Source organism: Lentzea sp. CC55 (genome assembly GCF_021056325.1).
Classification (GTDB): domain Bacteria; phylum Actinomycetota; class Actinomycetes; order Mycobacteriales; family Pseudonocardiaceae; genus Lentzea; species Lentzea jiangxiensis.
Genome location: NZ_JAJCXE010000054.1, coordinates 121813 through 146162, shown reverse-complemented (window position 1 = coordinate 146162; position 24350 = coordinate 121813). Strand labels below are relative to the sequence as shown.

Genomic DNA, 24350 nt, shown 5'->3' with positions numbered 1-24350 from the left:
CATGCCCGCCGCTGTCATCTCCGCCTACGACCCCGCCTGGCCCGCTCGTGCGGAGCGCCTCCTGACCGAGGTGCGGGCGGCGCTCGCGTCCTTCCCGGACTCGGAGCGGTTCGTCTACGAGCACATCGGGTCGACGGCAGTGCCCGGCCTCGGCGCGAAGCCGATCGTGGACCTCCAGGTGCGGATGCCCCGCCTGCCCCCGCTCGCCGAGCTCGCCGAGGCCCTGGCGCCGACGCCGTTCGTCCCGGCGCACGGCTCGCGGCCCGACTCGCCCGGTGTGCACCGGGACGCCGTGCGGCCGGGCGACCAGGCCGAGCCGGACGCGTACGAGAAGCGTCTCTTCCACGTCCCGGCCGGGACCGCGATCCTGCACGTCCGCCGCGCCGATTCGCCGTTCGCGCGGTTCGTCGCCGACTTCCGCGACTGGCTGCGCGCACACCCGGAGGAGACGCGGCGCTACGAGCAGGTCAAGCGCAGACTCGCCGTCGAGCACGCCGGCGCCTCCGACTACGACGACTACACCCGCGCCAAGACGGCGTTCTTCGACGAGGTCGGGCCGCGGCTGCGGCAGTGGTCGCTCAGGCGGGCAGCCGGATCGTGACGCGCAGCCCGCCCCCGGGGCGGGCGACGACGTCCAGCGCGCCGTCGTGGGCCCGGACAGCGCTGTGCACGATGGCCAGCCCGAGCCCGACCCCGGCGTGGTCGTCGGCGCGGATGCGTTCGCCGCCGCGCTGGAAGGGTTCGACGAGCGTCTGCACGACGTCCGCGGGCAGGGGCCGGCCCGTGTTCTCCACCCGCAGCACGCAGGCCCGGTGCTGCTGTTCGGTGTGGACGGTGACGGTGCCGCCGGACGGCAGGTTGTGCACGATCGCGTTCTGCACCAGGTTCGTGACGACGCGCTGCAGGAGCTCCGCCGAGCCGGTGGTCCGAGCCGTGCCTCCCGTGACGTCGAGGGAGACCCGCCGTCGTTCGGCGGACGGCAGCAGCGTCTCCGCGACCTCCTCGGCGACCAGGGAGAGGTCGACGGGCTCGCGGGGGAAGCCGCCTCGCTCGCCACGGCTGAGCAGCAGCAGGGCCTCGGTCAGGTCGATCGCCCGCCGGCTCGCCGCGTGGAGGCGGTCGAGGAGCTCGGCGTCGACCTTCGACGGGTCCTGGCGGGCGAGGTCGAGCAGCGACTGCGAGATCGCGAGCGGGGTGCGCAGCTCGTGCGAGGCGTTGGCGGCGAACCTGCGTTGCTCGCCGACGTGCGACTCGAGCTTCTCCAGCATCGTGTCGAAGACGTCGGCGAGCTCGCGGAACTCGTCGGACCTGCCCGGCAACCGGATCCGGTGCGACAGCGACCCCCCGGCGGCCCTGCGCGCCGCGTCCGTGATCCGGGTGAGCGGTGCGAGCATCCGCCCGGCCAGCAGCCACCCCCCGACGAGGCCGAACGCCACCAGGAACAGCATCGCCCAGGCCGCGGCCCTGCCGAAGATGCGCGAGAGCAGGTAGCGGTTCGGGCTGATGCCGAGCAGCCCCTGGTCGTTGTCCGGCACGTGCCGCAGCAGGTACCACCACGCCACGGCCAGCAGCACGGCGCCGGACACGATGACGATGCCCGCGTAGCTGAGCGTGAACTTCAACCGGGCGCTGAGCCCCGGGGTCCTAGGCATCGATGCGGTACCCGACGCCCGGCACGGTCGCGATGAGCCACGGCTCGCCGAGCCGCTTGCGCAGGGCCGAGACGGTGATGCGGACGGCGTTGGTGAACGGGTCGGCGTTCTCGTCCCAGGCCCGCTCCAGCAGCTCCTCGGCGCTGACCACCCCGCCCTGCGCGCCGGCGAGGACCTCCAGGACCGCGAACTGCTTGCGGGTGAGCGCGACGTACCGCCCGTCGCGGAACACCTCCCGCCGGAAAGGGTCGAGCCGCAGACCGGCGATCTCGGTCACCGGGGGCCGCGCGTGGGCGCGCCTGCGGTGCAGCGCCCTGAGCCGCAGCACGAGCTCCCGCAGCTCGAACGGCTTGGTGAGGTAGTCGTCGGCGCCCAGGCCGAACCCGGACGCCTTGTCGTCGATCCGGTCGGCCGCCGTGAGCATGAGGATCGGCATCCCGCTGCCCGAGGCCACGATCCGCCGCGCCACCTCGTCCCCGGACGGCCCCGGGATGTCGCGGTCGAGCACCGCCAGGTCGTAGGAGTGGACGGACAGCAGCTCCAGGGCCGTGTCCCCGTCCCCGGCGACGTCCGCGGCGATCGCCTCCCGCCGCAGCCCGTCCCGGACGGCCTCGGCCAGGTGCGGCTCGTCCTCCACGATCAGCACGCGCATGCGGCCAGCCTAGGCACCGCGGATCGCCCGCACGTCCTCATCCGACGGCCGTGAGGCGGGGCCGCTGCGGCGCGCCCGGGGTCTTCGCGCGCCACCACGGCCGGGACAGCACCGCGGCCAGGGCGGCACCGGCGGCGTTGAGCAGCACGTCGTCCACAGAGGACACCCGGTCGAGCCTGGCGGCGAACTGCGTGATCTCCAGGAACGCGGAGCAGCCCGCCGCGAGCACCAGCACCCGCCACACCGACCGCAGCGCGGCGAACCGCAGCGGGCCGAAGAACCCGAGCGCGGCGAACACCAGCATGTTGCCGATGATCTGGAACCTCTCACCCTTCGCCGCCAGGTCGAGCAGGTCGTTCAGCGGCACCAGGCTCAGCTTGCCGGGACTGCCCGCGTTCTCGCCGGGGAGCAGGAGCAGCCACACCCACGGCAGCGTTCCGTAGACGAGGCCCACATCGGCCAACGAGGTGCGCCACGGCCGCGTGGCGCCTCCGGACCGCCGCAGCAGAGCCAGGACCGGGACCGCCAGAGCCGCCACCGGCAACGCCAGCGCCGTGGACAGCACCACCCCGGTCTCCGTACCGACCCACTCCTGCCAGGTGTTGAGCACGTGCACTCCAGTTCTCGCTCGGGGAGTCCACTGAAGCCGATGGCGTGTTGCGGGGTCGTACGCGTTTTTCGATACGCGGACGATATGCGGCCGGGGGGTGGCCGGGCGGCTCGCGCCTGCCTGACGCAGAATGCGGGACGTGCTGCTGGAGGCGAGACTGCTGGCGACGGTGTCCCGCCTCGCGGGTCCCGTCCGCGGCGCGGGCGTCGTCCTGATCAGCCTCTTCGGCGCGGTCTCGCTCCACTCGCCGCTGGGGTGGTCGCTGTTCGCGGTGGTCGTCCTGAGCGCGGTCGCGGACTTCCGCCTGCCGCGCGTGGCGCTGCCGGTGGCGTTCCTGCGGGTCGTGGTGCTGTCGTTGCCGCTGGGCGCGGACGCCGACCAGTGGGTGCTGACGGTCCTCACCACGACGCTGATCACGTGGCAGTGGCAGTGGTCGCCGAAGGTTGCGGTGCCGGCGACGGCGGCCCTGCTCGCCGTGCAGGTGGTGACGACCGGGCCGGGCGTGCTGGTGCGGGCCGTGCTGGAGTCGGTGCTCGCGCGGGTGGCCTACGAGCTGCTGCGCAGGTCGAGCCGCCGGGTCGACGTGCTGCGGGAGCGGGCGGCCGAGCAGAACCGGGCGGCGGCCGTCGCGCTGGACCGGGGCCGCCGCGAACGCGAGTACCTGGCCCTGCTGCACGACACGGCCGCGGCGACGTTCCTGATGGCCGCGCACGGCGGTGATCCGCGGGTGGTGGCCGCGCAGGCTCGTCGCGATCTCGTGGTGCTGGCCGAACGCGGCCCCGCGCAGGGCACCGCCGACCTCGGCGCCGCGCTCACGGCGGTGGCGCGGGACAGCGCGCTCGACGTGCGGGTGGAGGCCGGGGTGGCGCCGGTGCCCGCCGGGGTCGCGCTGGCGTTCGTGCGGGCCGCGCGCGAGCTGCTGACCAACGTCGAACGGCACGCGGGCACTTCGAGCGCCCGGCTGACCGTGCAGCGGGCCGGGAGCGGAGCGGTCGTCGTGATCTCCGACGACGGCCGGGGCTTCGCCCCCGGCGAGGTGCCCGGTCACCGGCGCGGGCTGCGCGGCTCGGTCGTCGGGCGGATGGAGGCGGCGGGTGGCACCGCCGCGGTGGAGTCCGAGCCGGGCGGCGGCACGACGGCACGGCTGGAGTGGCCCGCCGATGACTGACCTCGCCGTCTTCGCCACCACCCGGCGCGTCCTGCTGGTCGTCGTCTTCGCCGTCCAGCTGGTCCTCACCCTCCCGCCGCTCGTGGGCCATCCGCACGGCCCCGCCGCGTGGATCGCGTACGGCCTGCTCACCGGCGTGCTGGGAGTCGTCGCCGGCTACGTGGGTGCGGCCCGCGCGCAGGTCCCGCCGTGGCTCGGCGCGGTGGTCCTCACCGCGTCGGTGCTGGCCACGACCGGTCTCCCGCCCGCGGCGTCGTTCGAGCCGGCGGACTGGGCGTTCGGGCTCGTGGGCTGGTACCTGCTCCTCGTGCTGGTCGAACGGCCCGTGGTGCTCGTCTCGGCGCTCGGCGCGCACGTCTGCTTCAGCGTCGCGTGGTTCGCGCACGCCGGCAACGGCGACATCGGCACGGCCGGGGTGGTCATCCTCAGCGGCACGAGCTTCCAGCTCGGTGTCCTGGTCATCACGCGCGTGCTCCTGCGCGACGCCCGCCTCGCCGCCGACGCCGCGGCCGAGCACGACGCCGCCCGCACCCGCGAAGCCCTCGCCCTCCAACGCGAACAGGACCTCAGGGCCGGGTTCGAGGGGCAGCTGGGCGCGCTGCTGCCGTTGCTCGCGGACCTCGCCGACGAGGAGGTCGGCGTCACCGACCGGGCGACGCGCCTGCGGTGCTCGATGGCGGCGGTGCAGCTGCGCAGGTTGTTCGCGGAGAACGACGACGTGCCCGACCCGTTGCTGCACGAGCTGACAGCCTGTGTGGACGTCGCCGAACGGCGCGGTGTCGTCGTCTCGCTCGCCGTCAGCGGCACCGCCATCCCGGTGCCGACGGAGGTGCGCCGCGAGCTGGTCGCGCCGATGGCCCGGGCGCTGGCCGTGGCCGGTGGACGTGCGAAGGTGAGTGTGCTGCGGACGGCCACCGAGGTGCGGGTGGCCGTGGTGGCCGACGCACCCCAGGAGGTGCCGGAGTCCGGTGGGGAACCCGTGCAGGTGACCGTCGAGACGAGTGTCCACAGCGGACTGGTGAGGAGCGAGGCGCGATGGCGGACCACGTGACGGCGGTCGTGGTCGACGACCACCCCGTCGTGCGCGCGGGGGTCGCGCACTGGCTGTCCGCGCAGGACGTCGAGCTCGTGGCGAGCGGCGAGGACTCCGGGGTGGCGTGGACCGGCCCCGGTGCCACGGCCGACGTCGTCGTGCTCGACCTGCACCTCGGCGGCGTCGTACCCGCCACGTCCGCACTGCGCAAGCTCGTGGAGGACGGCCGCAAGGTCGTCGTCTACTCGATGCGCGCCGACGACGAGATAGTGCTGCGGTGCCTGGAGCTGGGCGCGCTCAGCTACCTGACCAAGGCCGAGGGCGCCGACCACCTCGTCGGGGCGGTCAAGGCGGCGGCGAAGGGGCAGTCCTACACTCCTCCGGCGCTCGCGGGCGCGCTGGCGGGGGACAGGTCGGAGACGAGGCCCGCGCTGTCACCGCGTGAGACCGAGGTGCTCGTCGAGTGGTTCCAGTCCGAGTCGAAGGAGTTCGTGGCGCAACGCCTCAACATCACGCTCAGCACGGTGAACTCCCACCTGGAGCGGATCAGGGTGAAGTACGCGGCGATCGGCCGGCAGGCGCCCACCAAGGCGGCGCTCGTGGCACGGGCCATCCAGGACGGGCTGATCGGCCTCGACGACCTCTGAGCGGCGTGTGGTGCGAACGACCGATACCGCCACTCCTGCATCCGGCCTAGCCTCCAGGGCAACCCCCAGGTTCCGCAGTCCGAGGAGTCCCGCAGTGACGCACGCCCGAGGCCCCCTGCTCATCGCCGCCGTCGCGACGGCGGGCCTGCTCCTGTCGGCCTGCGGCTCCGAAACGGGCGGCCAGGCGGTTCCCGCCCCCGGCACGACGACCTCCACGGCCGCGACCAGCACCCAGAAGAGCACGGCGAAGTCCTCACCGGCCCCGGCCGTCCCCGCCGGCGGCGACGTCACGGCCCCCGGCTCGAAGCTCAAGGTCGGCGCCCGCGCCGTCGTCCCGTACGACTCCGCCGGCAAGACCGGCACGATCGCGATCACCGTCAGCGCGATCGAGGCCGCGCCGAAGGAGGACCTCGCGGAGTTCGGCGACAAGGCCAAGAACATCACGCCGTTCTACCTGCGGGTCAAGGTCGAGAACCTGAGCGGCAGCGACCTGAGCTACACGTCGGTTTCGCTGCGCGGCGTCGGCGCCGACGGCAAGGGCACCGGCGTGATCATCTCCGGCGACACGCCGAACTGCGACTCCCAGAGCGCGCCGAAGACGTTCAGCACGGCCGGCGCGTCCTACGAGACCTGCGTGCTGAGCGCCGCGCCCGACGGCTCGAAGGTGGCCGCCGCCGAGTACAACCGCGGCGACGCGTACCTCAAGACGCCCATCACCTGGGAGAGCTGAACCACGCGTCAGCGGCGGGTCGGCACCAGCCCGTTGACGTGCGCGTACGCCACGGCGTGCACCCGGTCCCGCAACCCCAGCTTCGCGAGCACCCGCGAGACGTGCGTCTTCACGGTCTCGTCGCCGACGTGCAGCAGCGCGGCGATCTCGGCATTGCTGTAGGCCGCCGCGACCAGTTGCAGCACCTCCCGTTCGCGCGCGGTCAGCAGGTCGAGCTCCGGTGGTGTCGGCGCGGGCGCCAGGCTGACGGCGAACCGGGCGATCAGGCGCTGCGTCACGGACGGGTCGATCAGCGCGTCGCCACGCGCCGCCACGCGGACGGCGGAGATCAGCTCCTCGGGCGGCAACGACTTCAGCAGGAACCCGCTGGCACCCGCCTTGAGCGCGCGGTAGACGTACTCGTCGGTGTCGTAGGTGGTGAGCAGCAGGACCTTCGTGCGGTTCGCCGGGTCGGCCAGGATCATCTCGGTGGCGCCCAGGCCGTCCAGCTTGGGCATGCGGATGTCGAGCACGGCCACGTCCGGGCGCAGCCGCGCGACCTCGGCCACGGCGGCGCGGCCGTCACCGACCTCCGCCACGCACTCCAGGTCGGGCTGCGTGTCGAAGATCGCGCGCATGCCGGAGCGCAGCATCGCGTGGTCGTCGGCGAGCAGCACCGTCAGGGACATGAGGCCTCCAGGGGGAACGTGACGACGGTGCGCCAGGTCCTGCCGTCCGGTTCCAGACCGGACCGGGTGGTGCCCGCGAACATGGCCGCGCGGTTGCGGATGCCGACGAGGCCGCGGCGCACCGAGCCCGAGTCGTCGCCGCGGCCCGCCGTGTTCTCCGCCGAGACGGTGAGCGAGTCCGGCTCGTACGCCAGCGTCACCGTCACACCGGACGCGTCGCCGTGGCGCAGGGCGTTCGTCAGCATCTCCTGGATGATCCGGTAGACCGTGACGTCCACGGACTCCGGCACGTCACGGCGGTGTCCGCGCACCTCGAGCCGGGCCGGGGTGCCCGCCGCGCGGACGCCGTCGAGCAGCTCGTCGAGGTTGTCGAGCCCCGGTTGCCGCGCGCCCTCGGACTTGTCGCCGTGCAGCAGGTCGAGCAGGTGCCGCAGGTCCACCATCGCCGCGCGGCTGGACGTCTCGACCGCCAGCAGCGAGTTCGTCAGCCGCGGGTTGCCCTCCGGCAGGCCGAGCCGGGCGGCGCCCGCGTGCAGGCCGATCGCGCTGACGTGGTGGATGATCACGTCGTGCAGGTCGCGGGCAATCGCACCGCGTTCCTCGGTGATCGCTTTGGTGACGGCGGCTTTCGCGTCCTTCTCCGCCATCGCCGACCGCTTCTCCAGCTCGGCGAGGTACGCGCGGCGGGCCGTGGTGTAGCGGCCGACGAGCCACGGCAGCACCGCGCCCTTGCCCGCGACGAGCACCGCGGTCAGCAGGCCGTGGCCCGTGACGAACGTGCAGGCCATCAGGCTGGCCGAGAGCACACCCAGCGACGCCCACGCCGGTGTGCCGCGCAGCCACGCCCCCGCGCGGTAGCCGGCGATCAGCAGGCCCGCCTCGTTGGCGTCGAGCCCCCGGTCCACGAAGACGAGCACGACCACGGGAACGGCCGCCTGCGCCAGCGCCACCCATCCCGACAGCCGGGCGGGACCGGCGAGCACCGCGTCCACGGCCAGGGTCATCGCGAGCACCAGGAGCATCAACGGGACCGGTTCGCAGCCGAGCAGCACGAAACCGCCGTCCACGACCATGCACACGGCGGCGACCAGCCACGACTGGTGCCTGAGGGGCAACTTGATCAGATCCATCGGCCGCAATCCTGCCGGATGCCGCGCCCGAGGTCCTCCCGCTGAGCAGGGGTCGGAGATCCCCCGCACGGGGGAGGGGATTTCCGACTCGGCAGTGACGCGGCGCACCGGCCGTGATCGCTACGTTCGGTCGCGATGAAACGACGTGTCGCGATCTTGCTGCTGGTGCTGGGGGCGGTCCTGGGGATCGCGGCCCCCGCGTCGGCCGACGGCGTCCAGTCCGGCGCCGACCTCCACGTCGCGCAGAGCCTCGGCGACCGCGACCTCACGGTGATCATCCGGCGGGTCGCGGAGGTGCCCGGCCCCGTGCACGTCGACGTGGTGACGCACGCCGGGACACCACCGGGCGAGCTGACGCTGACGCTGCGCGCGGCGGGTGCGCCGAGCAGCACGGCGAAGGTCGTCCTCGGTGCCACGCCGGGATTCCACTCCGGCGTGGTGCACGTGGACCGGCCCGGTCCGTGGGAGCTGGCGGTCAACGAGGCGACCATCCCGTTCGTCGTGCCGGCGCTCGTGTCGTCGCCGTGGGAGAACGCGACCTACGGCGGGTTCATCGCGGCCGGGGTGTTGCTGCTCGCGGCGCTGCTGCTGGCGGTGCTGGGAAAACCCGGCCTCGCCCTGGTCCCCTCGGCGGGCGTGGTGGCCGCCGTGGCGGTCGGCGTGACGGCGGCGGTGCTGGCGCCCTCCATCCCACCGGTGGCGGCGCCCGGAACGCAGCTGGACCCGACGTTCGACACGGTGATGAACCCGTACGAACGAACGTCCACAACGGACTTCTCGCGGCCGCCCGTGACCATGTTGCCGCGCATGGAGGGCAACGACCTCGTGCTCGGCCTCACCGACGCGTCGTCGGGACGGCCGGTCGACGACCTGCTGGTGCACGACAGCGCCTTCGTCCACCTCGTCGTCGTCTCGCCGTCCGGGCACCTTCGCCACCTGCACCCGATCCGCACGGCACCCGGTGAGTACCGGGCCCGCCTGCGCGACCCGGAGCAGGGCGAGCACGCCGTCGCCGCGGAGATCGCCCGGCGCGGCGGGGGAGTGCAGCTGCTGCGGTCGAGCGTCGCCGTCGCGGGCACCGCCCCGGCCGCCCCGAACGACGGCAAGGCCGAGACCTCGGCCGAGATCCGCGAGGCGGGCAGGCCGAGCACCGTCACGGCGAGGTTCGGCGAGCGGGACCTGCAGCCGTGGCTGGGGATGCTCGGCCACATGATCGTCGTCGGCCCGGTCACCGGGAGTCCCGTGGACGCCCCGGTCTGGGCGCACGTGCACTCGATGATCCCGCCGGTCCCCGGCATGCCGGACAAGCCCGACGAGAGCGTCGCCGCGTACGGGCCGGACGTGCCGTTCACCTACTCGTTCCCGTTGCCGGGCAAGTACCTCGTGTGGATCCAGGTCGAACGTGACTACTCGGTCGTCACGGTCCCCGCGGTCGTCGACGTGCCCGCGGCGAAGGCGGGGCCGAGGTGAAGCGCTCGGTCCTCGCGGCCCTGGCCGGTGTCGTCGCCGTCGTGGCGGCGCTGGTCGTCCTGTGGCCCCGCGGCGTCGAGGCCCAGCCGCACCTCGCCGAAAGCGGGCGGTACCGGTTCGTGCTCACCCCCACGAGCACCAGGTCCGGCAGCAACTCGTTCGACCTGCGCGTCACCGACCGGTCCGGCAACGCCGCCGAGGGCGACGTGACGGTCGAGCCGGCGATGCCGCGGATGGGCCACGCGCTCGCGCCGATCACCGCCGCGCCGCTGGCACCCGGCCGCTACCGGGTCCCGGAGGTGGACCTGTTCATGGCCGGGCAATGGGAGATCACCGTCTCACTCGGCACGGAGCGGGTCGTCATCCCGCTCCTGCTCATCTGAAGGGGGAGGAAACGACTGTGGACATCACGGCGGTAGCGTCGCCGGCGAGGACGGTGCCGCGCGGGCTGGTCCCGGCGAGCGTCGTGCTCGGCGGCACCCTGCTCTCGCTCATCGGCCTGACCTGGGACATCCAGTGGCACTCCGACGTCGGGCCGGACACGTTCTTCACCATGCCGCACCTGTTCCTGTACGCGGGCAGTGCGATCTCGGGCCTGGCGAGCCTCGCCGTCGTCCTGATGACGACGGCGGACACCAAGCGCGACAAGGAGGTCGACCCGATCGTCGGCGGTCGCGCGGTCGGCGTCTTCGGCCGCACGTTCGCCGCGCCCGTCGGCTACCTCATCTCGGGCGTCGGCGCCGCGCTGTTCCTGGTCTACGGGTTGTGGGACCAGTGGTGGCACGGCCTGTACGGCTTCGACGCCGTCATCGACTCGCCGCCGCACATCGGGCTGCTGCTGTCGATCTCGATCACCATGGTCGGCGCGGTCATGATCTTCGCCGTCGCCCGGGACCAGCGCTGGGGCACCTGGGGTGTCGCGGCGTCCGCGGCGACGCTGCTCGCGTTCAGCATGGTGACGGTGCTCGGCCTGCGCGCGCTGCCCGGCGGTCCGGTCAACACGGTCAACGCCGGCAGCGCGTTCTTCTCGGTGATGATCCTGTTCATGGGCGCGTACGTCCTGAAGCAGCGCGGCGGAGCCTTGACCGTCGCCGTGGTCGTCGCCGCGCTCCAGGCGTTGTTCTGGTGGTTCTCGCCGTGGGCGACCGAGGTCTACGCGGACGCCACCGGCCTGCCGCTGCGCGACTACGCCGACGGCGTTCCCGGCCTGCCCAACATGATCCCGATGAGTCTCGTCCTCGTCGCGATCGCGGTGGAACTGCTGCACCGGCTGCCCGCGTGGGTCTCCGGCGCGGTCGGCGGCGTGATCATCACGGCCTGCGCGCCGCTGCAGCGCATGCTCACCTACGGCAGCCCCTTCCCGAACACCGAGCGCTACGTCGCGACCGTCGTCGCGGGCGCGGTGCTCGGCGCGCTCGCCGGGATGCTCGGCCGGCGGTTCGGCCACATGCTGCGCCACCTAGTCCCCGCCAAGGAGAACCGCCATGCGTAGAACGTTGCTGGGACTCGCCGGCACGGTCGCGCTGCTGCTCGGCCTCGCCACCCCGTCGCTCGCCTTCGAGCCCGTGAACGTCGTGCACACCGAGAAGGTGCAGGCAGGGCCGTACGACCTGACCATCGGGTTCAGCACCTGGCCCGTGAAAGCCATGCAGTCGCTGGACTTCACGTTCGCGCCCGAGGACGGGATCGCGGGCAAGAAGGGCACGCTGACCATGCTGCACAGCGGCGTGGAGCAGGACGACGGCCCGCTGGCGCGCCATCCGCGCAAGCGGGAGGTGTGGGGTCTCGACATCCACGCCATGCCCGAGCCGGGCACGTGGACCCTGCGCTTCGACGTCGAGGGTCCCGCGGGTGCCGGCACCGGTGAGCTGAAGAACCTGCAGGTGATGGAGCAGCCCGGCCCGCCGATGGGTTTGTCCTGGGCCATCAGCACGATCCCGCTGTTCGGCCTGATCGCGCTGATCGTGATCGCGTGGCGCCGGACGCGGACCACCGTGGAGTAGACGGGAACGGACGGGTGGCGGGCCGCGACTCCCGCCACCTGACCGGGTGAGGTTCGGCTCGAAAGGCTGAGGCAGCTGGATTCGCGGACTTCCGTTCCGGTAACCCTGCGCGGTGCGTTTGCCTCACGCGGTTTGGATCGGCGGGCTGTTGGTGCCCGCGCTGCTCGCCGCCACCGGCGTGTTCCTCTACGGCGGTGGCGTGGAACGAGAGCTGCACGCCGACGTGCGGGCAGCCCTGGGAAAGGCCGGCTACCACGGCGTCATTGCGGTCGACGGCCGCACGGTCGTCGTCAGCGAGGTCTCCCCGCGCTCGGCCGACGCGGTGCGCGCCGTCGTCTCGGACGTGTCCGGCGTCGGCTCGGCCGAGGTCCGGCAGGCCGAACCCGCGCAGTTGCTCGTCGCGGTGCGCGGCGCCGAGATCCTGGTCTCCGGCGCGGTCGCCGACGACGTGGAACGCCGCGCGCTGATCGAGGCCGTGCAGACCGAGGACCACCGCGTCACCGCGGCCCTGCGCCTCGGCGGCACGCTGCCGATCCCGCCCGCCGTCGTCGGCCGCGTGGTCTCCGCCGCGCTGTCCGCCAAGGTGTCGGACGTGACCGCGACCGTCCACAGGGGACAGGTCGCCGTCGCCGCCCGCGTGCCCGACGAGGCCCGCGCGACGGCGGTCCGCGAGGCCGTCAGGCAGGCGGCGAACGGCCTGCAGCTCACCGACCGCATCGAGGTCGCGCCGTCCGCGCAGGCCGGTGACCTCGACGTCGGGGCGCTGCACGACTCGATCTCCCGCCTGGTCGGCGGCAACGGCGCGATCCGGTTCGTGCAGGGCACGACGGCGTGGGAAGGCCACGGACCGGTGCTGGTCGAGCGGGTCGGCCGCATGCTCCTCGTGGCGCCGCGCGCCTCGATCACCCTGGTGGCCCACGGCACGGACCAGGCGATGGCCACGAAGCGCGGGGAGATGGTCCGCGACGTCCTCGTCGGCCAGGGCGTGTCGCCCGCGTTGATCGCCATCGAGACCCGTCCCGCCCCCGACGGCGAGTACGACCCGGCCACACGCCAGGTCGACGTCGCAGTCCGTTAGGAGTTACCCGTGCTCTGGTTGTTCTCGCAGATGTTCCTGCTGTGCGCGGCGTCGTTCGGCGTCGGCTCCCTGGTGACGTGGCTGTCGGTGCGCGGTCGTCCGCAGCCGGGCCCGCCGAAGCCCCGCCTCGCCCTGCCCGCACCCCGCCCGCCGGAGCAGGTGGTGATCGCCGAGCAGCCGCCCGCGCCCGCCGCCGAGGCGCCGCCGGTGCGGAAGTCGCTGCCGGTCAAGGGCAACTCGAAGACGATGGTCTACCACACGCCCGATTCGCCGTACTACCGGCGGACGAAGGGCGACATGGCGTTCGGGTCGGAGGCGGAGGCCTTGTCGGCCGGCTACCGGATGTGGACGACCAAGGGGCGCGTCAAGGCCTGAGGTGACGCCGGGTGCTCGGTCCGCGGCTGTCCTCCGCGTCTCCGGCACCCGCGCCCCACTCGGCTGGAAACGCCGGGGGAACTACCTCTTCACCAGGTCGCGGATCGCCTGGGCCACCACCTCGGGCGCCTCCTCGGCCATGAAGTGTCCACAGGAGACCGTCCGGTGGTCGAGGTCGGGTGCCCACGCCCGCCAGAGCCCTTCCGCGTCGAACCCGAGCGCCGCGCCCCAGTCCTGCTGCAGCACGGTGACCGGCATCTCCAGCCGAGCGCCCGCGTTCCTGTCCGCGGTGTCGTGCTCGACGTCGATGGTCGCCGACGCGCGGTAGTCCGCGACGATCGAGGTGACGGCCTCCCGCGAGGCGCGCAGGTACTCCGCGCGGACGTCCTCGGGGAACGGCTTCTGGCTCCAGACGTCGAGGAAGTGGCCGAAGAACGCGTCCGGGACGGCGCCGATCATCTGTTCGGCGAGACCGGGTGGCTGGGCCATCAGGAACAGGTGGAACCCGATGGCGGCGGACGTCCCGCGCATCACGTCCCACATGTCGAGGGTCGGCAGGACGTCCAGGGACGCGAGGTGGGTGACGTGCCGCGGGTGGTCGAGGCCGGTGCGGAACGCGACGAGCGCGCCCCGGTCGTGGCCGGCGAGTGCGAACCGGTCGTGGCCGAGCGCCCGGGCGACCTCCACGACGTCGGCGCCCATCGTGCGCTTGGCGTAGGTGAGGCCGGTGTCGGCGGGCTTGTCGCTGTCGCCGTAGCCCCGCAGGTCGGGCATGATCACGGTGTGGTCGGCGGCCAGGTCGGCGGCGACGTGCCGCCACATGAGGTGGGTCTGCGGGAAGCCGTGCAGCAGGACGACGGGGCTGCCGCGGCCCGTGGTGGCGACGTTGAGCTCAACGCCGTCGTCGACCTGGATGCGCTGGTGGTCGAATGCGGTGTGGTTCACGCCGGGAGCTTCCCGCCGCCCGATCAGCAACCGATCAGCACCGGGGTCAGCGGGTGGTGACGTTCGGGGTGCTCGGCCCCCTGACCGCGGGGTCCGCCCGTCTCGGCGGTCCCAAGCAGCGCGCAGTGCTGGCGCGGCTGCTCGTCGCCCGCCGCCGGGTCGTTCCGGTGCGCACGCTCGTCGCCGACCTCTGGGAAGACCCGCCGGACGGGGCGGTCGGGACGGTGCAGACGTTCGTCGGCGCGCTGCGCAAGGCCCTGGAGCCCGACCGTCCACCGCGGACCCCGTCGACCCTGCTGGTCACCGAGGGCGCGGGGTACGCGTTGCTCGCCGAGGACGTCGACGCCTGGCGGTTCGAGCGGCTGCTCGGTGGTGACCTGTCCGCGCTGGACGGTGCGCTGGCGTTGTGGCGCGGTCCCGCCTACGCCGAGTTCGCCGACGAGTTCTGGGCACGGGCGGAGATCGACCGGCTGGAGGAGCTGCGGCTGGTCGCCGTCGAACGCCGGGCGTCCGCGGCACTGGCGCTCGGCCGGTCCGCCGAGGTGGTGGCGGATCTGCGCGCCCACCTCGCCGGCCACCCGTGGCGCGAGAAGGCCTGGAGCCTGCTGGCGCTGGCGCTCTACCGCGAGGGACGGCAGGGCGACGCCCTGGAGGCGGTGCGCGATGCCCGGCACGCGCTCGTGTCGAACCTGGGCGTCGATCCGGGGGCCGAGCTGCGCGCGCTGGAGTCGGACATCCTCACCCAGGCGCCCGGTCTGATGCTCTCCGCTCCCGTGCTGGTGGGACGGTCGGCGGAGCTCTCGGCGCTGGAGGCGGCGGTGCCGGCCGCCGGACTGGGCGTCGCGCTGGTCACGGGCGAGGCGGGCGTGGGCAAGACCGCGCTGGCCGAGGCCTTCTCCGGTGCCCTGGCGGGGCGCGGCTGGACCACTGTCTGGGCGCGCTGCCCGGAGGACGCCCCGGTGGCGTGGCCGTGGCAGCAGGTCGTGGAGGCGCTGGGGGAGCGGCTCGCCTCCGCCGACCGCTTCCACCTGAGGCTCTCGGTGGTGTCCACCGTGGAGGCGGCGGCGCCGGTGGTCGTCGTGCTGGACGACCTGCACCAGGCGGACGACGAGACGCTGGCGGTGCTGGCCGCGTTCACCGGCCGCAGGCTCTCCGGCCGCGTGCTGGTCGTCGCCACGTCGCGCACCGCCGTGCCGCTGGAGGCGCTGGCCCGCTTCGGCCCGGTCCGCGTCGAGCTCACCGGGCTGTCCGAGGAGGCGGTCGGCGAACTGGTGGGCTCGCCGGACGCGCGGGCGATCCACGCGCGCAGCGGCGGCAACCCGTTCTACGTCGAGGAACTCGTCCGGTTGGTGTCCTCGGGCGGCGACCTCGGCGACGTCCCGGCGGGGGTGCGGGACGTCCTGCGCCACCGCCTCGGCCGACTGCCCGCGCAGGTGCGGCGGGTGCTGCACCAGGCGTCGGTGCTGGGGCGTGACGTCGAGGTGGACCTGCTGAGCGCCCTGGCCGGCTCCGACGTGCTCGACGCGCTGGACCTCGCACTGGAGGCGGGGTTCGTGGTCGAGGTCGCGCCCGGCCGCTTCCGCTTCACGCACGCGTTGGTGCGCGACACGGTGTACGAGGAGGTGTCGCTGACCAGGCGCGCGGGCTGGCACGCCGCCGTCGCGTCGGCGCTCGAGTCGTTGCGGCCGGACGACGTGCACGTGCTCGCGCACCACTACCTGCTGGCGGGCGCACGGGGAACGGCGGCCGTCCGGGCTCTGGCGGCGGCCGCGGCGGGAACGAGGTCACCGCGTGAGGCGGTGCGGCTGTGGCGGGCGGCGATCGCGGCGGCCGGCGGGGTGCGGCTCGACCTGGTGACCGGGCTGGTCAGGGCGCTGGCCGTGAGCGGGGACCTGGAGGCGGCGCGGGAGCAGCGCTCGGCGGCGTTGCGGAGCTCCGCCGATCCGCAGGCGGTCGCGGACGTCCTCGGCTCCTTCGACGTCCCCGGCATCTGGACCACCAACGACGACCCCGCCCACTCCGCCGAGATCATCGCCGCCGCCGAGCGCACGCTGACCGCGTTCCCCGGCCCCACCGCCACCCGGGCCCGCCTGCTCGCGACCATCGCGATGGAGGACCGGGGCACCAGCGCCCGCCTCGCCGAAGCGGAGGAGGCCGAGGCCATCGCGAAGGCCCTCGGCGACCCCGCGCTCCGCGCGTTCGCCCTCAACGCCCGTTTCATGCACACGTTCCAGCGCACCGGTCTCGCCCGCGAACGCGCCGCCATCGGCCGCGACCTCGTCGAGGTCGGACAGCACTCGGTGACCCACGAGGTCCTCGGTCACCTGGTCCTCGTCCAGGCCCACGCGGCCCTGGCCGAGTTCGGCACCGCCGGCCGGCACGCGAAAGCCGCCGACGACCTGGCCGAACGGCACGACCTGCCGCTCGTCGGCGTCTTCACCGGCTGGTACGCGGGGTTGGAACTGGCCGCCGCCGGCAGGAAGGCCGAAGCCGACCGCGCCTACCGGGCCGCCGCCGCACGGGTGCGGGGCACGGGGATGTGGGGCATGGAACGCGGCCTGCTGCCGCTGGCCCTGCTGAGCCTGCACGGCCCGTCCGCGGTGGACCTGGACGACGACTGGGGTCCGCACCGGGACTGGGTGCGCCCGCTGGTGCTGCCCGCGGAAGAGGCGGGGAAGGCGGCACGAGCGCTGGGCCCGGGACCCCGGGACCTGCTCAGCGAGGTGCGGGCGTGCCTGCTCGCGATGGCGGCGATCCGCCTGGACGACGACGAACTCCGGGAACGCGCGCACGACCTGCTGCTCCCGGCGGAACACGAGCTCGCCGCGGGCACCGGGCTCTTCACGTTCGGCCCGGTCCGCGACCACCTCGACCGGCTACGCCGCTAGCGCCGGCCCGAGCAGCAGCCCGCCGTCCAGCACGAACTCCGCCCCGGTCGCGAACGCCGCCTCCCGCGAAGCGAGGTAGAGCACCAGCGAGGTGACCTCGGCGGGTTCGCCCAGCCGCGGCACGGCGAACGGCGCGGGGGAGTAGACGTCGCCGATCGCGGGCTGACCGTCCGCCACCGGCTCGGTGATCAGCGGCGTCGCCACCACCCCGGGGTGGATCGAGTTCACCCGGATCCCGTCGCGGCCGAGCTCCAGGGCCGCGGTCCTGGTCAGCCCGCGTGACGCCCACTTGCTCGCGACGTAGGGCGCGTAGAACGGCGACCCCGTGTTGCCCATCGTCGAGGAGATGTTCACGATCGCTCCGCCGCCCGCCCGGCGCAACGACGGCGCGAGGTGCTTGATGCCGAGGAACTGCCCCGTCAGGTTCACGGCCAGCACCCGGTCCCAGACCTCGCGGGACGTGTCCTCGACCAGCGCTGCCGGGTGTTGCGTGCCCGCGTTGTTGACCAGCACCGACACCGGCCCGAACCGCTCCTCCGCGGCACGGGCGGCCTCGGCCCAGGCCTCTTCCTCCGTCACGTCGAGGCGCACGGCGAGGGCCCGCGAACCCAGTTCCTCCGCGAAAGCGGCACCTGCCGCGAGGTTCCGTGCCGCGATCACGACCTGCGCGCCCTCGGCGTGGAAGCCCCGCACGTGGCTCGCGCCCATCCCGCTCGTCGCGCCGGTGACGAACACCGTCCTGCCGTCGAAGCGTCCCATTCCGTCCTCCAGTGGTGAGTTGAGTGACTCGCCTCGGAACGGTAGGCCGGGCGGTGATGGTGAGTCAAGTGACTCACCTCATGGCATACTGGCGTCATGCCGACCTACCACGAGCGCATGGCCGAGCAGAAGCGGACCGCGATCGTCGACGCCGCCACCGGCCTGTTCCTCGAGTCGGGCTACGACAAGACGTCGCTCGCGCGCATCGCCGAGGCGGCCGGGGTCTCGAAGGCGACGCTGTTCAAGCAGTTCCCGACGAAGGCGGAGCTGTTCGACGCGATCGTCACCGAGTACTGGCGGACGGAGGAGGGTGCGCTCACGCCCGAGCCCGGCGACCCGGTGAAGGGGCTGACGGCGCTGGGCAACCGGTACGTGGCGCTGCTGACCCGTCCGGGCATGGCCGACCTGTTCCGCATCGTCATCGCCGAGGCGCCGCGCTTCCCCGAGCTCGGCCAGACCCAGTTCAAGCTCGGCAAGCTGCCGTTCTTCGACGCCGTCCGCGACTACCTCGCGGCCGAGGCGCGGGCCGGCACGCTCGACCTCGACGACCCGGTGCAGGCGGCCACCCAGTTCCTCGGCATGATCTCGAACTTCGCGTTCTGGCCGCGCATGCTGCTGGTGAACTGGGCGCCCACCGAGAAGGCGCTGGCCTCCTCGGTGGACGAGGCGGTCCGGACGCTGCTGGCCCGGCACGCCGCCGCGGCGCCGGCGGTCACAGGGGCAGCCGGCGCAACGCGGGTTTGAGCACCTTCCCGGACCCGGTGCGCGGCAGGTCGGACACCACCTCCACGTGCACCGGGATCTTGTACTTCGCCAGTCGTGGCGCCAGGAACTCCCGCAGCCCGGCCGCGTCGACCACGGCGCCGTCACGAGGCCGGACGAACGCACGCCCGACCTCGCCCCATCGCTGGTCCGGCACCCCGACGACGGCCACCTCGGCCACGTCCGGGTGCGAGGTGATCGCGTTCTCCACCTCGGCCGGGTAGACGTTCTCCCCGCCGGAGATGAACATGTCCTTCAGCCGGTCGACGACGTAGAGGTGCCCGTCGTCGAACCTCCCGAGGTCGCCGGTGCGGAACCACCCGTCCTCGGTGAACGCCGCCGCGGTGGCGACCGGGTCGTTCCAGTAGCCGGGGGTGACGTTCGGGCCCTGCACCTCGATCTCGCCGACGTCCGAGAGGCGCACGTCGCCGAAGAACACGCACGTGCCCGCCGAGCCCGCGTGCCGCACGCTGTCCGACGCCTCCAGGAACGTGGCACCGGGCGCGGTCTCGGTGAGGCCGTAGCCCTGGCAGAACACCAGGCCGCGGTCCTGGTACGCGCGGATCACCGCGTCCGGCACCGCCGCGCCGCCGCAGAGCAGCACGCGCACCGACGACAGGTCGGCGGTCTCCCAGCGCGGCGAGGCGGCCAGGTCCGCGAACATCGTGGACACGCCGAACATCCACGTCACGCCGTGCTCCTCGACCAGGTCGAGGCACGTCGGCACGTCCCAGCCCGGCGTGATCACGCTGTGCCCGCCCTTGGCGAACGTGGGCAGCAGCGTCTGGGTGAGCGCGGCGACGTGGAACAGCGGCGCCGCCACCAGGGCGACCTCGTCGGAGGCGATGTCGACGCCGATCATCAGGTTGAAGGTGTTCCACAGCAGGTTGGCGTGGCTCAGCACCGCGCCCTTGGGCCTGCCGGTGGTGCCGGAGGTGTAGAGGACCAACGCGGGTTCGTCGATGGACACCGGCTCGTCCAGCGGCTCGTCGGAACCGCCGGCGAGCCACTCCTCGTAGGTGTCGAGAGAGACGGCCCGCGGGTGTTCGGCGGCGTGGGTCGCCGCGTGGACCAGCACGTGGGCTCCGCTGTCCGCCAGCTGGTAGTTGATCTCCGCCGGGGTGAGGCGGAAGTTCAGCGGCACGAAGACCGCGCCCAGCTGGTGGGTGGCGAACAGGGTTTCGGCGAACGACGGGTGGTTCGGGCCGAGGTACGCGACCCGGTCACCGTGGCGCACGCCGAGCTCCCTCAACCGCCACGCGAGCCGTGTCGTGCGGACGGCCAGCTCGCCGTACGTGGTCGAGGATCCGTTGTAGGTGAACGCCTTACGCTTCGGCGCCATGCGCGCTCGGCGGTGTGGCCAGCTGCCCAGTCCCGCGTTCCGCATCCCCGTCTCCTGTCAGGCTGGTCCGGCTGGTCTCGTGCAGCGTCAGCGTGCACACGACCGTGAGCAGGCAGAACGCCGCCAGGATGTACGGGATGGCGTCCGTGCCGGCGGTCTTCTGCACCTGCGCGAAGAGCAGCGGGGCGAGCCCGGCGCCGAGGCCCGCGAGCTGGTAGCCGAGCGACGCCCCGGTGTAGCGGCTGCCGGTGCTGAACAGCTCGCTGTAGAGCGCGGCGAGCGGGCCGTACATCATCGGGTGCACCACGGCCTGGCCGAGCACCAGCGCGATCACCACGTACCCGTTGTCCACCAACGGGAACAGCGCGAACCCGAACGCCGCCATGAGCACGGCGCCGGCCAGCACCACGGGCCTGCGCCCGAACCGGTCGGACGCCGCCGACCAGCCGATGATGCCGATCACCGCCAGTGCGGACGACAGCGTCAGCGCGTTGAGGATGACCTGCCTGCTGTTGCCCGCCTGGACGCCGTACGCGAGCACGAACGTCGTGAGCGTGGACTGCGCGACGAACGCGGCGAGACCGACGCCGACGCCGAGCAGCAGCGGGCGCGGGTGGTGGCGCAGCACGTCGGCCAGCGGCAGGGAGCTCCGCCTGCGCCCGGCCTTGAAGACCGGCGTCTCCTCGACCTTCATCCGCACGAACAGGCCGATGCCCAGCAGCACCAGGCTGAGCAGGAACGGCACCCGCCATCCCCACTCGAGGAACGCCTGTTCTCCCACCAGGGCGGCGGTTCCGGTGAGCGCGGCCGTGGAGAGCACCATGCCGCACGGCGCCCCGGCGTTGGTGAAGCTCGCCCACAGGCCACGCCGCGACGTGGCGTGCTCGGCGGACATGAGGACCGCGCCACCCCACTCGCCGCCGACGGAGATGCCCTGCAGGACCCGCAGCAGGACCAGTCCGGCCGGGGCGAGCCAGCCGACCTGCGCGTAGGTCGGCAGCAGGCCGATGAGGAAGCTCGCGACGCCCATCAAGGACATCGTGAGCACGAGCATCTTCTTGCGCCCCAGCAGGTCACCGTAGTGTCCGAAGAGGACACCGCCGAGCGGGCGGGCGAGGTAGCCGGTGGCGAAGGTGCCGAAACTCGCGATCGTGCCGACCAGCGGGTCCAGCGAGGAGAAGAAGACCTTGTTGAAGACGATCGCGGAGGCGGTGGCGTAGAGCAGGAAGTCGTAGTACTCGATCACACTGCCGAGGAAGCTCGACGTAACGGCACGGCGTAACTGCGTTGTTGTCGCCATGGCTTCACCTCATGCGTAGTGGCGGTAGACGGCACGTGCGACGCAGGCGGGCTTCTCGGAGCCCTCGATCTCGACGGTGAAGCCGACGGTGAGCTGCACCCCGTCGCCCGGCACGTCCTCGACGGACTCCACGCGCCCGAGCAGGCGGATCTTGGAACCGACCGGCACCGGGGCGGGGAACCGGACCTTCTCCAGGCCGTAGTTGAGGCTCATCCGCACGCCCGTGACCTCGAGCAGCTCGCCCATCAGCGGGATGAGCAGCGCGAGCGTCAGGTAGCCGTGCGCGATGGTGCCGCCGAACGGCCCGGTGGCGGCGCGTTCGGGGTCGACGTGGATCCACTGGTGGTCGTCGGTGGCGGCGGCGAACGTGTCGACGCGCCCCTGGTCGACCTGCAGCCAGTCGGTGTGGCCGAGGTCGTGGCCCGCCAGGGCTTCGAGCTCTTCGAGGCCGTGCACGACGGTGGTGCTCATGAGTCCTCCTTGACCAGTCCGAGCAGACGGGCGGCGTTGTGCTTGAGGATCTTCGGCCGGACCTCGTCGGAGATCTCCAGCTTCGCGAAGTCCGCGAGCCAGCGGTCCGGCGTGATCACCGGGTGGTCGGAGCCGAAGAGGACCTTGTCCTGCAGCAACGTGTTCGCGTACCGCACGAGCTGCGGCGGGAAGTACTTCGGCGACCAGCCCGAGAGGTCGATGTGGACGAAAGGCTTGTGCGTCGCCACGGCGAGTGCCTCGTCCTGCCACGGGAACGACGGGTGCGCGAGCACGATCCGCAGGTGCGGGAAGTCGACGGCGACGTCGTCGACGAGCATCGGGTTGGAGTGCTTGAGCCTGATGCCCCCGCCACCGGGCACGCCGGCGCCGATGCCGGTCTGACCGCTGTGGAAGAGCGCGGGCACACCCAGTTCCTCGATCACCTCGTAGAGCGGGTAGGCCATCCGGTCGTCCGGCGAGAAGTCCTGCAGGCTGGGGTGGAACTTGAAGCCCCGCACCCCGTGCTCCTGCACGAGCCGGCGCGCCTCCCGGACGGCGGCGCGGCCCTTCCACGGGTCCACGCTCGCGAACGGGATCAGCACGTCGGCGTGCTCGGCGCAGGACGCGGCGACCTCCTCGTTGGAGATGCGCGGATGTCCGGTGGCGTGCTCGGCGTCGACGGTGAAGATCACCGCGGCCATCTTCCGCTCCCGGTAGAGCTGAGCGGTCTCGGCGATCGTCGGCTGCCGATGCGCGGCCTTGAAGTACTTGGCCGACGCCTCCAGCAGGGCGGGGCTGAGCGAGCTGTGGCCGTCGCGGGAGATCTCGGCGTGGGTGTGGACGTCGATGGCGACGAGTTCGTCCACGTCCATCCCGGGCGCGTTCACGGTGCCACCGGCAGCGGGATGCCGTACGACTCGGGCTCGAACTCGCCGAACCGCTCGGCGATCGCGGCCGCCGTCCAGCCGCCGGTGGCGAACTCGACGTGCTTCTCGGCGGGGTGCGACCACAGCGCGAGCCGGTCGCCCCCGATGCCGATCGCCTGTCCCGTCACGCCCCTGGCCGCGTCCGAGGCGAGGTAGACGATCAGCTCGGCGGCGTCCTCGACGGTGCCGAGACCCTCGTCGCGGCGCACCCAGTCCGGCAGCGGCGCGCCCGTCCGTTCCGACTCCTCGATCAACGGCGCGAACGCGGGGATCGTCCGCGTCATCTCCGTGGCGGCCACCGGGACCACGGCGTTGACGGCGATGCCGGAGCGGGCCAGCTCCAGCGCCCAGGTCCGCGCCATCGCGGCGATCCCGGCCTTGGCGGCGGAGTAGTTGGTCTGCCCGAAGTTGCCGCGCTGCCCGGCGGGGGAGGAGACCAGCACGAGACTGCCGCCGGTGCCCTGCTCCCGCATCCGCACGGCGGCCGCGCGGGCGCAGGTGAACGTGCCGCGCAGGTGCACGCCGACGACGGTGTCGAAGTCGTCGTCGGTCATCTTCCACAGCACGCGGTCGCGCAGCACGCCCGCGTTGGCGACCAGCACGTCGAGCCGCCCGAACTCCTCGACGGCGGTCGCGACGAGCCGGTCGGCGGTCTCGGCCGGCCCGACCGGCGCGACCACCGCGACCCCGCCGATGCCCGCCGCGACCTCCTGCGCGATGGCGTCGACGTCGTTGACCACGACCTTGGCCCCGTTGCGCGCCAACGCTTCCGCGTACGCCCGGCCGAGTCCGCGGCCCGCGCCGGTGACGATCGCGACCTTTCCCGACAGCTCCATCAGGCGAGTCCTCTCCGTGGGGAACCCGATCCAAAGTAGGGCACATTGATGACGCTCGTCTACATGCTGCCCAACATGTATCGTGAGGGCTGTGACGCCCCAGTCCTTGATGCTCAACTTCCTGGGCCTGTACGTGTTCGACCGCCGCATCGCGGTCTACTCGGGCAGCGTGATCGACGTGTTCGGGCGCGTGGACGTCTCGGAGGAGGCGGTCCGCTCGACGCTGACCCGCATGACCTCCCGCGGCCTGCTCACCAAGCACCGCAACGGCCGCAAGGTCTACTTCGGACTCACGCCGCGCGCGACCGACGTCCTGCGCGACGGCGAGCGGCGCATCTGGCAGAAGGGCGCGGTGAACCGGGACTGGGACGGCACCTGGACCCTGGTCGGCTTCTCCCTGCCGGAAGGCCGGCGCGGCGAACGGCACGACCTGCGCTCACGCCTGCAGTGGGCGGGGTTCGGCCCGGTGCAGAACGGCCTGTGGATCGCGCCGGGCACGCGGGACGTGACGGAGGTGGTCGACAGCCTCGACCTCGCCGAGAACGTCACCGTCTTCACCGCCCAGCACGCGAAGCCGACCGAGGCGGCAGACCTCGCGCGCCGGGCGTTCGACACGGACGCCATCGCCGCGCGGTACCAGGACTTCCTGGCGAGGTGGCGCGACCCGTCGGAGGCAGGCCCGGACGACCTCGCCCGTCAGCTCCTGCTGCACGCCGACTGGCTCGACCTCGTGCGCCAGGACCCGCACCTGCCCGCGGAACTGCTGGCGGGCGACTGGCCCGCCATCGAGGCCGAGCAGCTGTTCCAGTCGCTCGCCACCCGCTACGTCACGACCGCGACCCCGCTGGCCGAGGCCGCCATCGAGTCGATCGAGATTCCCGCCGGGTAGCCGGCTTCGCTGCCGG

26 protein-coding genes are annotated in these 24350 nt (G+C 72.9%); 14 read left to right on the top strand and 12 right to left on the bottom strand.

The features are described from left to right. The first annotated feature begins 1 nt into the window (after position 1). Entirely contained in the window at positions 2-601 is a 600-nt protein-coding gene (locus tag L6E10_RS33395) for a GrpB family protein (RefSeq protein ID WP_236224137.1), read from the top strand. On the opposite strand, the gene L6E10_RS33390 is transcribed toward L6E10_RS33395, so the two are convergent. Genes L6E10_RS33390 through L6E10_RS33380 form a run of 3 tightly spaced genes read right to left on the bottom strand, consistent with a single transcriptional unit; the run spans position 579 to position 2914 of the window. After that, positions 579-1652: a HAMP domain-containing sensor histidine kinase gene (locus tag L6E10_RS33390; RefSeq protein WP_236224136.1), complete on the bottom strand. Its 1074-nt coding sequence runs from the start codon at positions 1650-1652 to the stop codon at positions 579-581. The genes L6E10_RS33395 and L6E10_RS33390 overlap by 23 nt on opposite strands. Further along, positions 1645-2304, bottom strand: a complete 660-nt coding sequence (locus tag L6E10_RS33385; RefSeq protein WP_236224135.1) for a response regulator transcription factor — start codon at positions 2302-2304, stop codon at positions 1645-1647. The genes L6E10_RS33390 and L6E10_RS33385 overlap by 8 nt, the downstream gene beginning before the upstream one ends. Before the next feature lie 37 nt (positions 2305-2341). Beyond that, a complete protein-coding gene (locus L6E10_RS33380) occupies positions 2342-2914 on the bottom strand; it encodes a VanZ family protein (RefSeq protein ID WP_236224134.1) in 573 nt (190 codons plus the stop codon). Positions 2915-3044: 130 nt separating this feature from the next. On the opposite strand from L6E10_RS33380, the gene L6E10_RS33375 reads away from it, so the two are divergent. The 4 genes from L6E10_RS33375 to L6E10_RS33360 all read left to right on the top strand — a co-directional run bounded on the left by L6E10_RS33375 (position 3045) and on the right by L6E10_RS33360 (position 6492). Then, complete coding sequence (locus tag L6E10_RS33375; protein ID WP_236224133.1) at positions 3045-4082, top strand: sensor histidine kinase; 1038 nt, start codon at positions 3045-3047, stop codon at positions 4080-4082. After that, entirely contained in the window at positions 4075-5133 is a 1059-nt protein-coding gene (locus L6E10_RS33370) for a hypothetical protein (RefSeq protein WP_236224132.1), read from the top strand. Before L6E10_RS33375 ends, L6E10_RS33370 begins: the two co-directional genes overlap by 8 nt. Continuing rightward, positions 5118-5762, top strand: a complete 645-nt coding sequence (locus tag L6E10_RS33365; RefSeq protein ID WP_236224131.1) for a response regulator transcription factor — start codon at positions 5118-5120, stop codon at positions 5760-5762. Before L6E10_RS33370 ends, L6E10_RS33365 begins: the two co-directional genes overlap by 16 nt. A 94-nt stretch (positions 5763-5856) precedes the next feature. Further along, positions 5857-6492 (top strand): hypothetical protein, encoded by a 636-nt coding sequence (locus L6E10_RS33360; RefSeq protein ID WP_236224130.1) that lies wholly within the window; start codon positions 5857-5859, stop codon positions 6490-6492. Positions 6493-6500: 8 nt separating this feature from the next. Here the strand turns inward: L6E10_RS33360 and L6E10_RS33355 are convergent, their stop codons facing one another. Further along, complete coding sequence (locus L6E10_RS33355) at positions 6501-7160, bottom strand: response regulator transcription factor (protein ID WP_236224129.1); 660 nt, start codon at positions 7158-7160, stop codon at positions 6501-6503. Further along, on the bottom strand, positions 7151-8290 hold the full coding sequence (locus L6E10_RS33350; protein WP_236224128.1) for a sensor histidine kinase: 1140 nt from the start codon (positions 8288-8290) through the stop codon (positions 7151-7153). Before L6E10_RS33350 ends, L6E10_RS33355 begins: the two co-directional genes overlap by 10 nt. 135 nt (positions 8291-8425) lie before the next feature. Here L6E10_RS33350 and L6E10_RS33345 point away from each other — a divergent pair, with 135 nt between their 5' ends. The 6 genes from L6E10_RS33345 (at position 8426) to L6E10_RS33320 (ending at position 13216) form a co-directional block, all read left to right on the top strand. Further along, positions 8426-9760, top strand: coding sequence for a hypothetical protein (locus tag L6E10_RS33345; RefSeq protein WP_236224127.1), 1335 nt, complete (start codon positions 8426-8428; stop codon positions 9758-9760). Continuing rightward, on the top strand, positions 9757-10143 hold the full coding sequence (locus tag L6E10_RS33340) for a FixH family protein (protein ID WP_236224126.1): 387 nt from the start codon (positions 9757-9759) through the stop codon (positions 10141-10143). The genes L6E10_RS33345 and L6E10_RS33340 overlap by 4 nt, the downstream gene beginning before the upstream one ends. 17 nt (positions 10144-10160) lie before the next feature. After that, entirely contained in the window at positions 10161-11252 is a 1092-nt protein-coding gene (locus tag L6E10_RS33335) for a hypothetical protein (RefSeq protein WP_236224125.1), read from the top strand. Next, entirely contained in the window at positions 11245-11763 is a 519-nt protein-coding gene (locus tag L6E10_RS33330) for a hypothetical protein (protein ID WP_236224124.1), read from the top strand. The genes L6E10_RS33335 and L6E10_RS33330 overlap by 8 nt, the downstream gene beginning before the upstream one ends. 112 nt (positions 11764-11875) lie before the next feature. After that, positions 11876-12841 (top strand): hypothetical protein, encoded by a 966-nt coding sequence (locus tag L6E10_RS33325; protein ID WP_236224123.1) that lies wholly within the window; start codon positions 11876-11878, stop codon positions 12839-12841. 9 nt (positions 12842-12850) lie between these two features. Further along, positions 12851-13216: a hypothetical protein gene (locus tag L6E10_RS33320; protein WP_236224122.1), complete on the top strand. Its 366-nt coding sequence runs from the start codon at positions 12851-12853 to the stop codon at positions 13214-13216. An 81-nt stretch (positions 13217-13297) separates the two neighbouring features. Here the strand turns inward: L6E10_RS33320 and L6E10_RS33315 are convergent, their stop codons facing one another. Continuing rightward, the gene (locus tag L6E10_RS33315; protein ID WP_236224121.1) at positions 13298-14161 is read right to left on the bottom strand and encodes an alpha/beta fold hydrolase; all 864 of its coding nucleotides are present in this window, start codon (positions 14159-14161) and stop codon (positions 13298-13300) included. A 53-nt stretch (positions 14162-14214) separates the two neighbouring features. Here L6E10_RS33315 and L6E10_RS33310 point away from each other — a divergent pair, with 53 nt between their 5' ends. Further along, positions 14215-17049 carry a BTAD domain-containing putative transcriptional regulator gene (locus L6E10_RS33310; RefSeq protein WP_236224120.1) on the top strand — a complete coding sequence of 945 codons (2835 nt, stop codon included), beginning with the start codon at positions 14215-14217 and terminating at the stop codon, positions 17047-17049. Here the strand turns inward: L6E10_RS33310 and L6E10_RS33305 are convergent. Further along, the gene (locus tag L6E10_RS33305) at positions 17038-17808 is read right to left on the bottom strand and encodes an SDR family NAD(P)-dependent oxidoreductase (RefSeq protein WP_236224119.1); all 771 of its coding nucleotides are present in this window, start codon (positions 17806-17808) and stop codon (positions 17038-17040) included. The two genes, L6E10_RS33310 and L6E10_RS33305, sit on opposite strands and share 12 nt — an antisense overlap. A gap of 96 nt (positions 17809-17904) precedes the next feature. Between L6E10_RS33305 and L6E10_RS33300 the strand changes: the two genes are divergently transcribed. After that, on the top strand, positions 17905-18552 hold the full coding sequence (locus tag L6E10_RS33300) for a TetR/AcrR family transcriptional regulator (RefSeq protein WP_236224118.1): 648 nt from the start codon (positions 17905-17907) through the stop codon (positions 18550-18552). Here L6E10_RS33300 and L6E10_RS33295 read toward each other — a convergent pair. From L6E10_RS33295 to L6E10_RS33275, 5 genes are read right to left on the bottom strand one after another with little or no spacing between them, the layout of a single operon-like run. After that, a complete protein-coding gene (locus tag L6E10_RS33295) occupies positions 18521-19912 on the bottom strand; it encodes a long-chain fatty acid--CoA ligase (RefSeq protein ID WP_236224117.1) in 1392 nt (463 codons plus the stop codon). The two genes, L6E10_RS33300 and L6E10_RS33295, sit on opposite strands and share 32 nt — an antisense overlap. After that, positions 19896-21212: an MFS transporter gene (locus tag L6E10_RS33290; protein ID WP_236224116.1), complete on the bottom strand. Its 1317-nt coding sequence runs from the start codon at positions 21210-21212 to the stop codon at positions 19896-19898. Before L6E10_RS33290 ends, L6E10_RS33295 begins: the two co-directional genes overlap by 17 nt. A 9-nt stretch (positions 21213-21221) precedes the next feature. Further along, a complete protein-coding gene (locus L6E10_RS33285; RefSeq protein WP_236224115.1) occupies positions 21222-21683 on the bottom strand; it encodes a MaoC family dehydratase in 462 nt (153 codons plus the stop codon). Further along, positions 21680-22555 (bottom strand): amidohydrolase family protein, encoded by an 876-nt coding sequence (locus L6E10_RS33280; RefSeq protein WP_236224419.1) that lies wholly within the window; start codon positions 22553-22555, stop codon positions 21680-21682. The genes L6E10_RS33285 and L6E10_RS33280 overlap by 4 nt, the downstream gene beginning before the upstream one ends. Positions 22556-22566: 11 nt before the next feature. Continuing rightward, positions 22567-23445 (bottom strand): SDR family NAD(P)-dependent oxidoreductase, encoded by an 879-nt coding sequence (locus L6E10_RS33275; RefSeq protein WP_236224114.1) that lies wholly within the window; start codon positions 23443-23445, stop codon positions 22567-22569. Between the two features lie 91 nt (positions 23446-23536). On the opposite strand from L6E10_RS33275, the gene L6E10_RS33270 reads away from it, so the two are divergent. Then, on the top strand, positions 23537-24334 hold the full coding sequence (locus L6E10_RS33270) for a PaaX family transcriptional regulator C-terminal domain-containing protein (protein ID WP_236224113.1): 798 nt from the start codon (positions 23537-23539) through the stop codon (positions 24332-24334). The last annotated feature ends 16 nt before the right edge of the window (positions 24335-24350 follow it).

Bases quoted from the DNA above. Each gene is read 5' to 3' on its own strand.
- L6E10_RS33285 (WP_236224115.1), bottom strand. From the start codon at position 21,683: ATGAGCACCACCGTCGTGCACGGCCTCGAAGAGCTCGAAGCCCTGGCG.
- L6E10_RS33355 (WP_236224129.1), bottom strand. From the start codon at position 7,160: ATGTCCCTGACGGTGCTGCTCGCCGACGACCACGCGATGCTGCGCTCC.
- L6E10_RS33305 (WP_236224119.1), bottom strand. From the start codon at position 17,808: ATGGGACGCTTCGACGGCAGGACGGTGTTCGTCACCGGCGCGACGAGC.
- L6E10_RS33290 (WP_236224116.1), bottom strand. From the start codon at position 21,212: ATGGCGACAACAACGCAGTTACGCCGTGCCGTTACGTCGAGCTTCCTC.
- L6E10_RS33330 (WP_236224124.1), top strand. From the start codon at position 11,245: ATGCGTAGAACGTTGCTGGGACTCGCCGGCACGGTCGCGCTGCTGCTC.
- L6E10_RS33275 (WP_236224114.1), bottom strand. From the start codon at position 23,445: ATGGAGCTGTCGGGAAAGGTCGCGATCGTCACCGGCGCGGGCCGCGGA.
- L6E10_RS33390 (WP_236224136.1), bottom strand. From the start codon at position 1,652: ATGCCTAGGACCCCGGGGCTCAGCGCCCGGTTGAAGTTCACGCTCAGC.
- L6E10_RS33385 (WP_236224135.1), bottom strand. From the start codon at position 2,304: ATGCGCGTGCTGATCGTGGAGGACGAGCCGCACCTGGCCGAGGCCGTC.
- L6E10_RS33365 (WP_236224131.1), top strand. From the start codon at position 5,118: ATGGCGGACCACGTGACGGCGGTCGTGGTCGACGACCACCCCGTCGTG.
- L6E10_RS33345 (WP_236224127.1), top strand. From the start codon at position 8,426: ATGAAACGACGTGTCGCGATCTTGCTGCTGGTGCTGGGGGCGGTCCTG.
- L6E10_RS33280 (WP_236224419.1), bottom strand. From the start codon at position 22,555: ATGGACGTGGACGAACTCGTCGCCATCGACGTCCACACCCACGCCGAG.
- L6E10_RS33395 (WP_236224137.1), top strand. From the start codon at position 2: ATGCCCGCCGCTGTCATCTCCGCCTACGACCCCGCCTGGCCCGCTCGT.
- L6E10_RS33300 (WP_236224118.1), top strand. From the start codon at position 17,905: ATGCCGACCTACCACGAGCGCATGGCCGAGCAGAAGCGGACCGCGATC.
- L6E10_RS33295 (WP_236224117.1), bottom strand. From the start codon at position 19,912: ATGGCGCCGAAGCGTAAGGCGTTCACCTACAACGGATCCTCGACCACG.
- L6E10_RS33370 (WP_236224132.1), top strand. From the start codon at position 4,075: ATGACTGACCTCGCCGTCTTCGCCACCACCCGGCGCGTCCTGCTGGTC.
- L6E10_RS33350 (WP_236224128.1), bottom strand. From the start codon at position 8,290: ATGGATCTGATCAAGTTGCCCCTCAGGCACCAGTCGTGGCTGGTCGCC.
- L6E10_RS33375 (WP_236224133.1), top strand. From the start codon at position 3,045: ATGCGGGACGTGCTGCTGGAGGCGAGACTGCTGGCGACGGTGTCCCGC.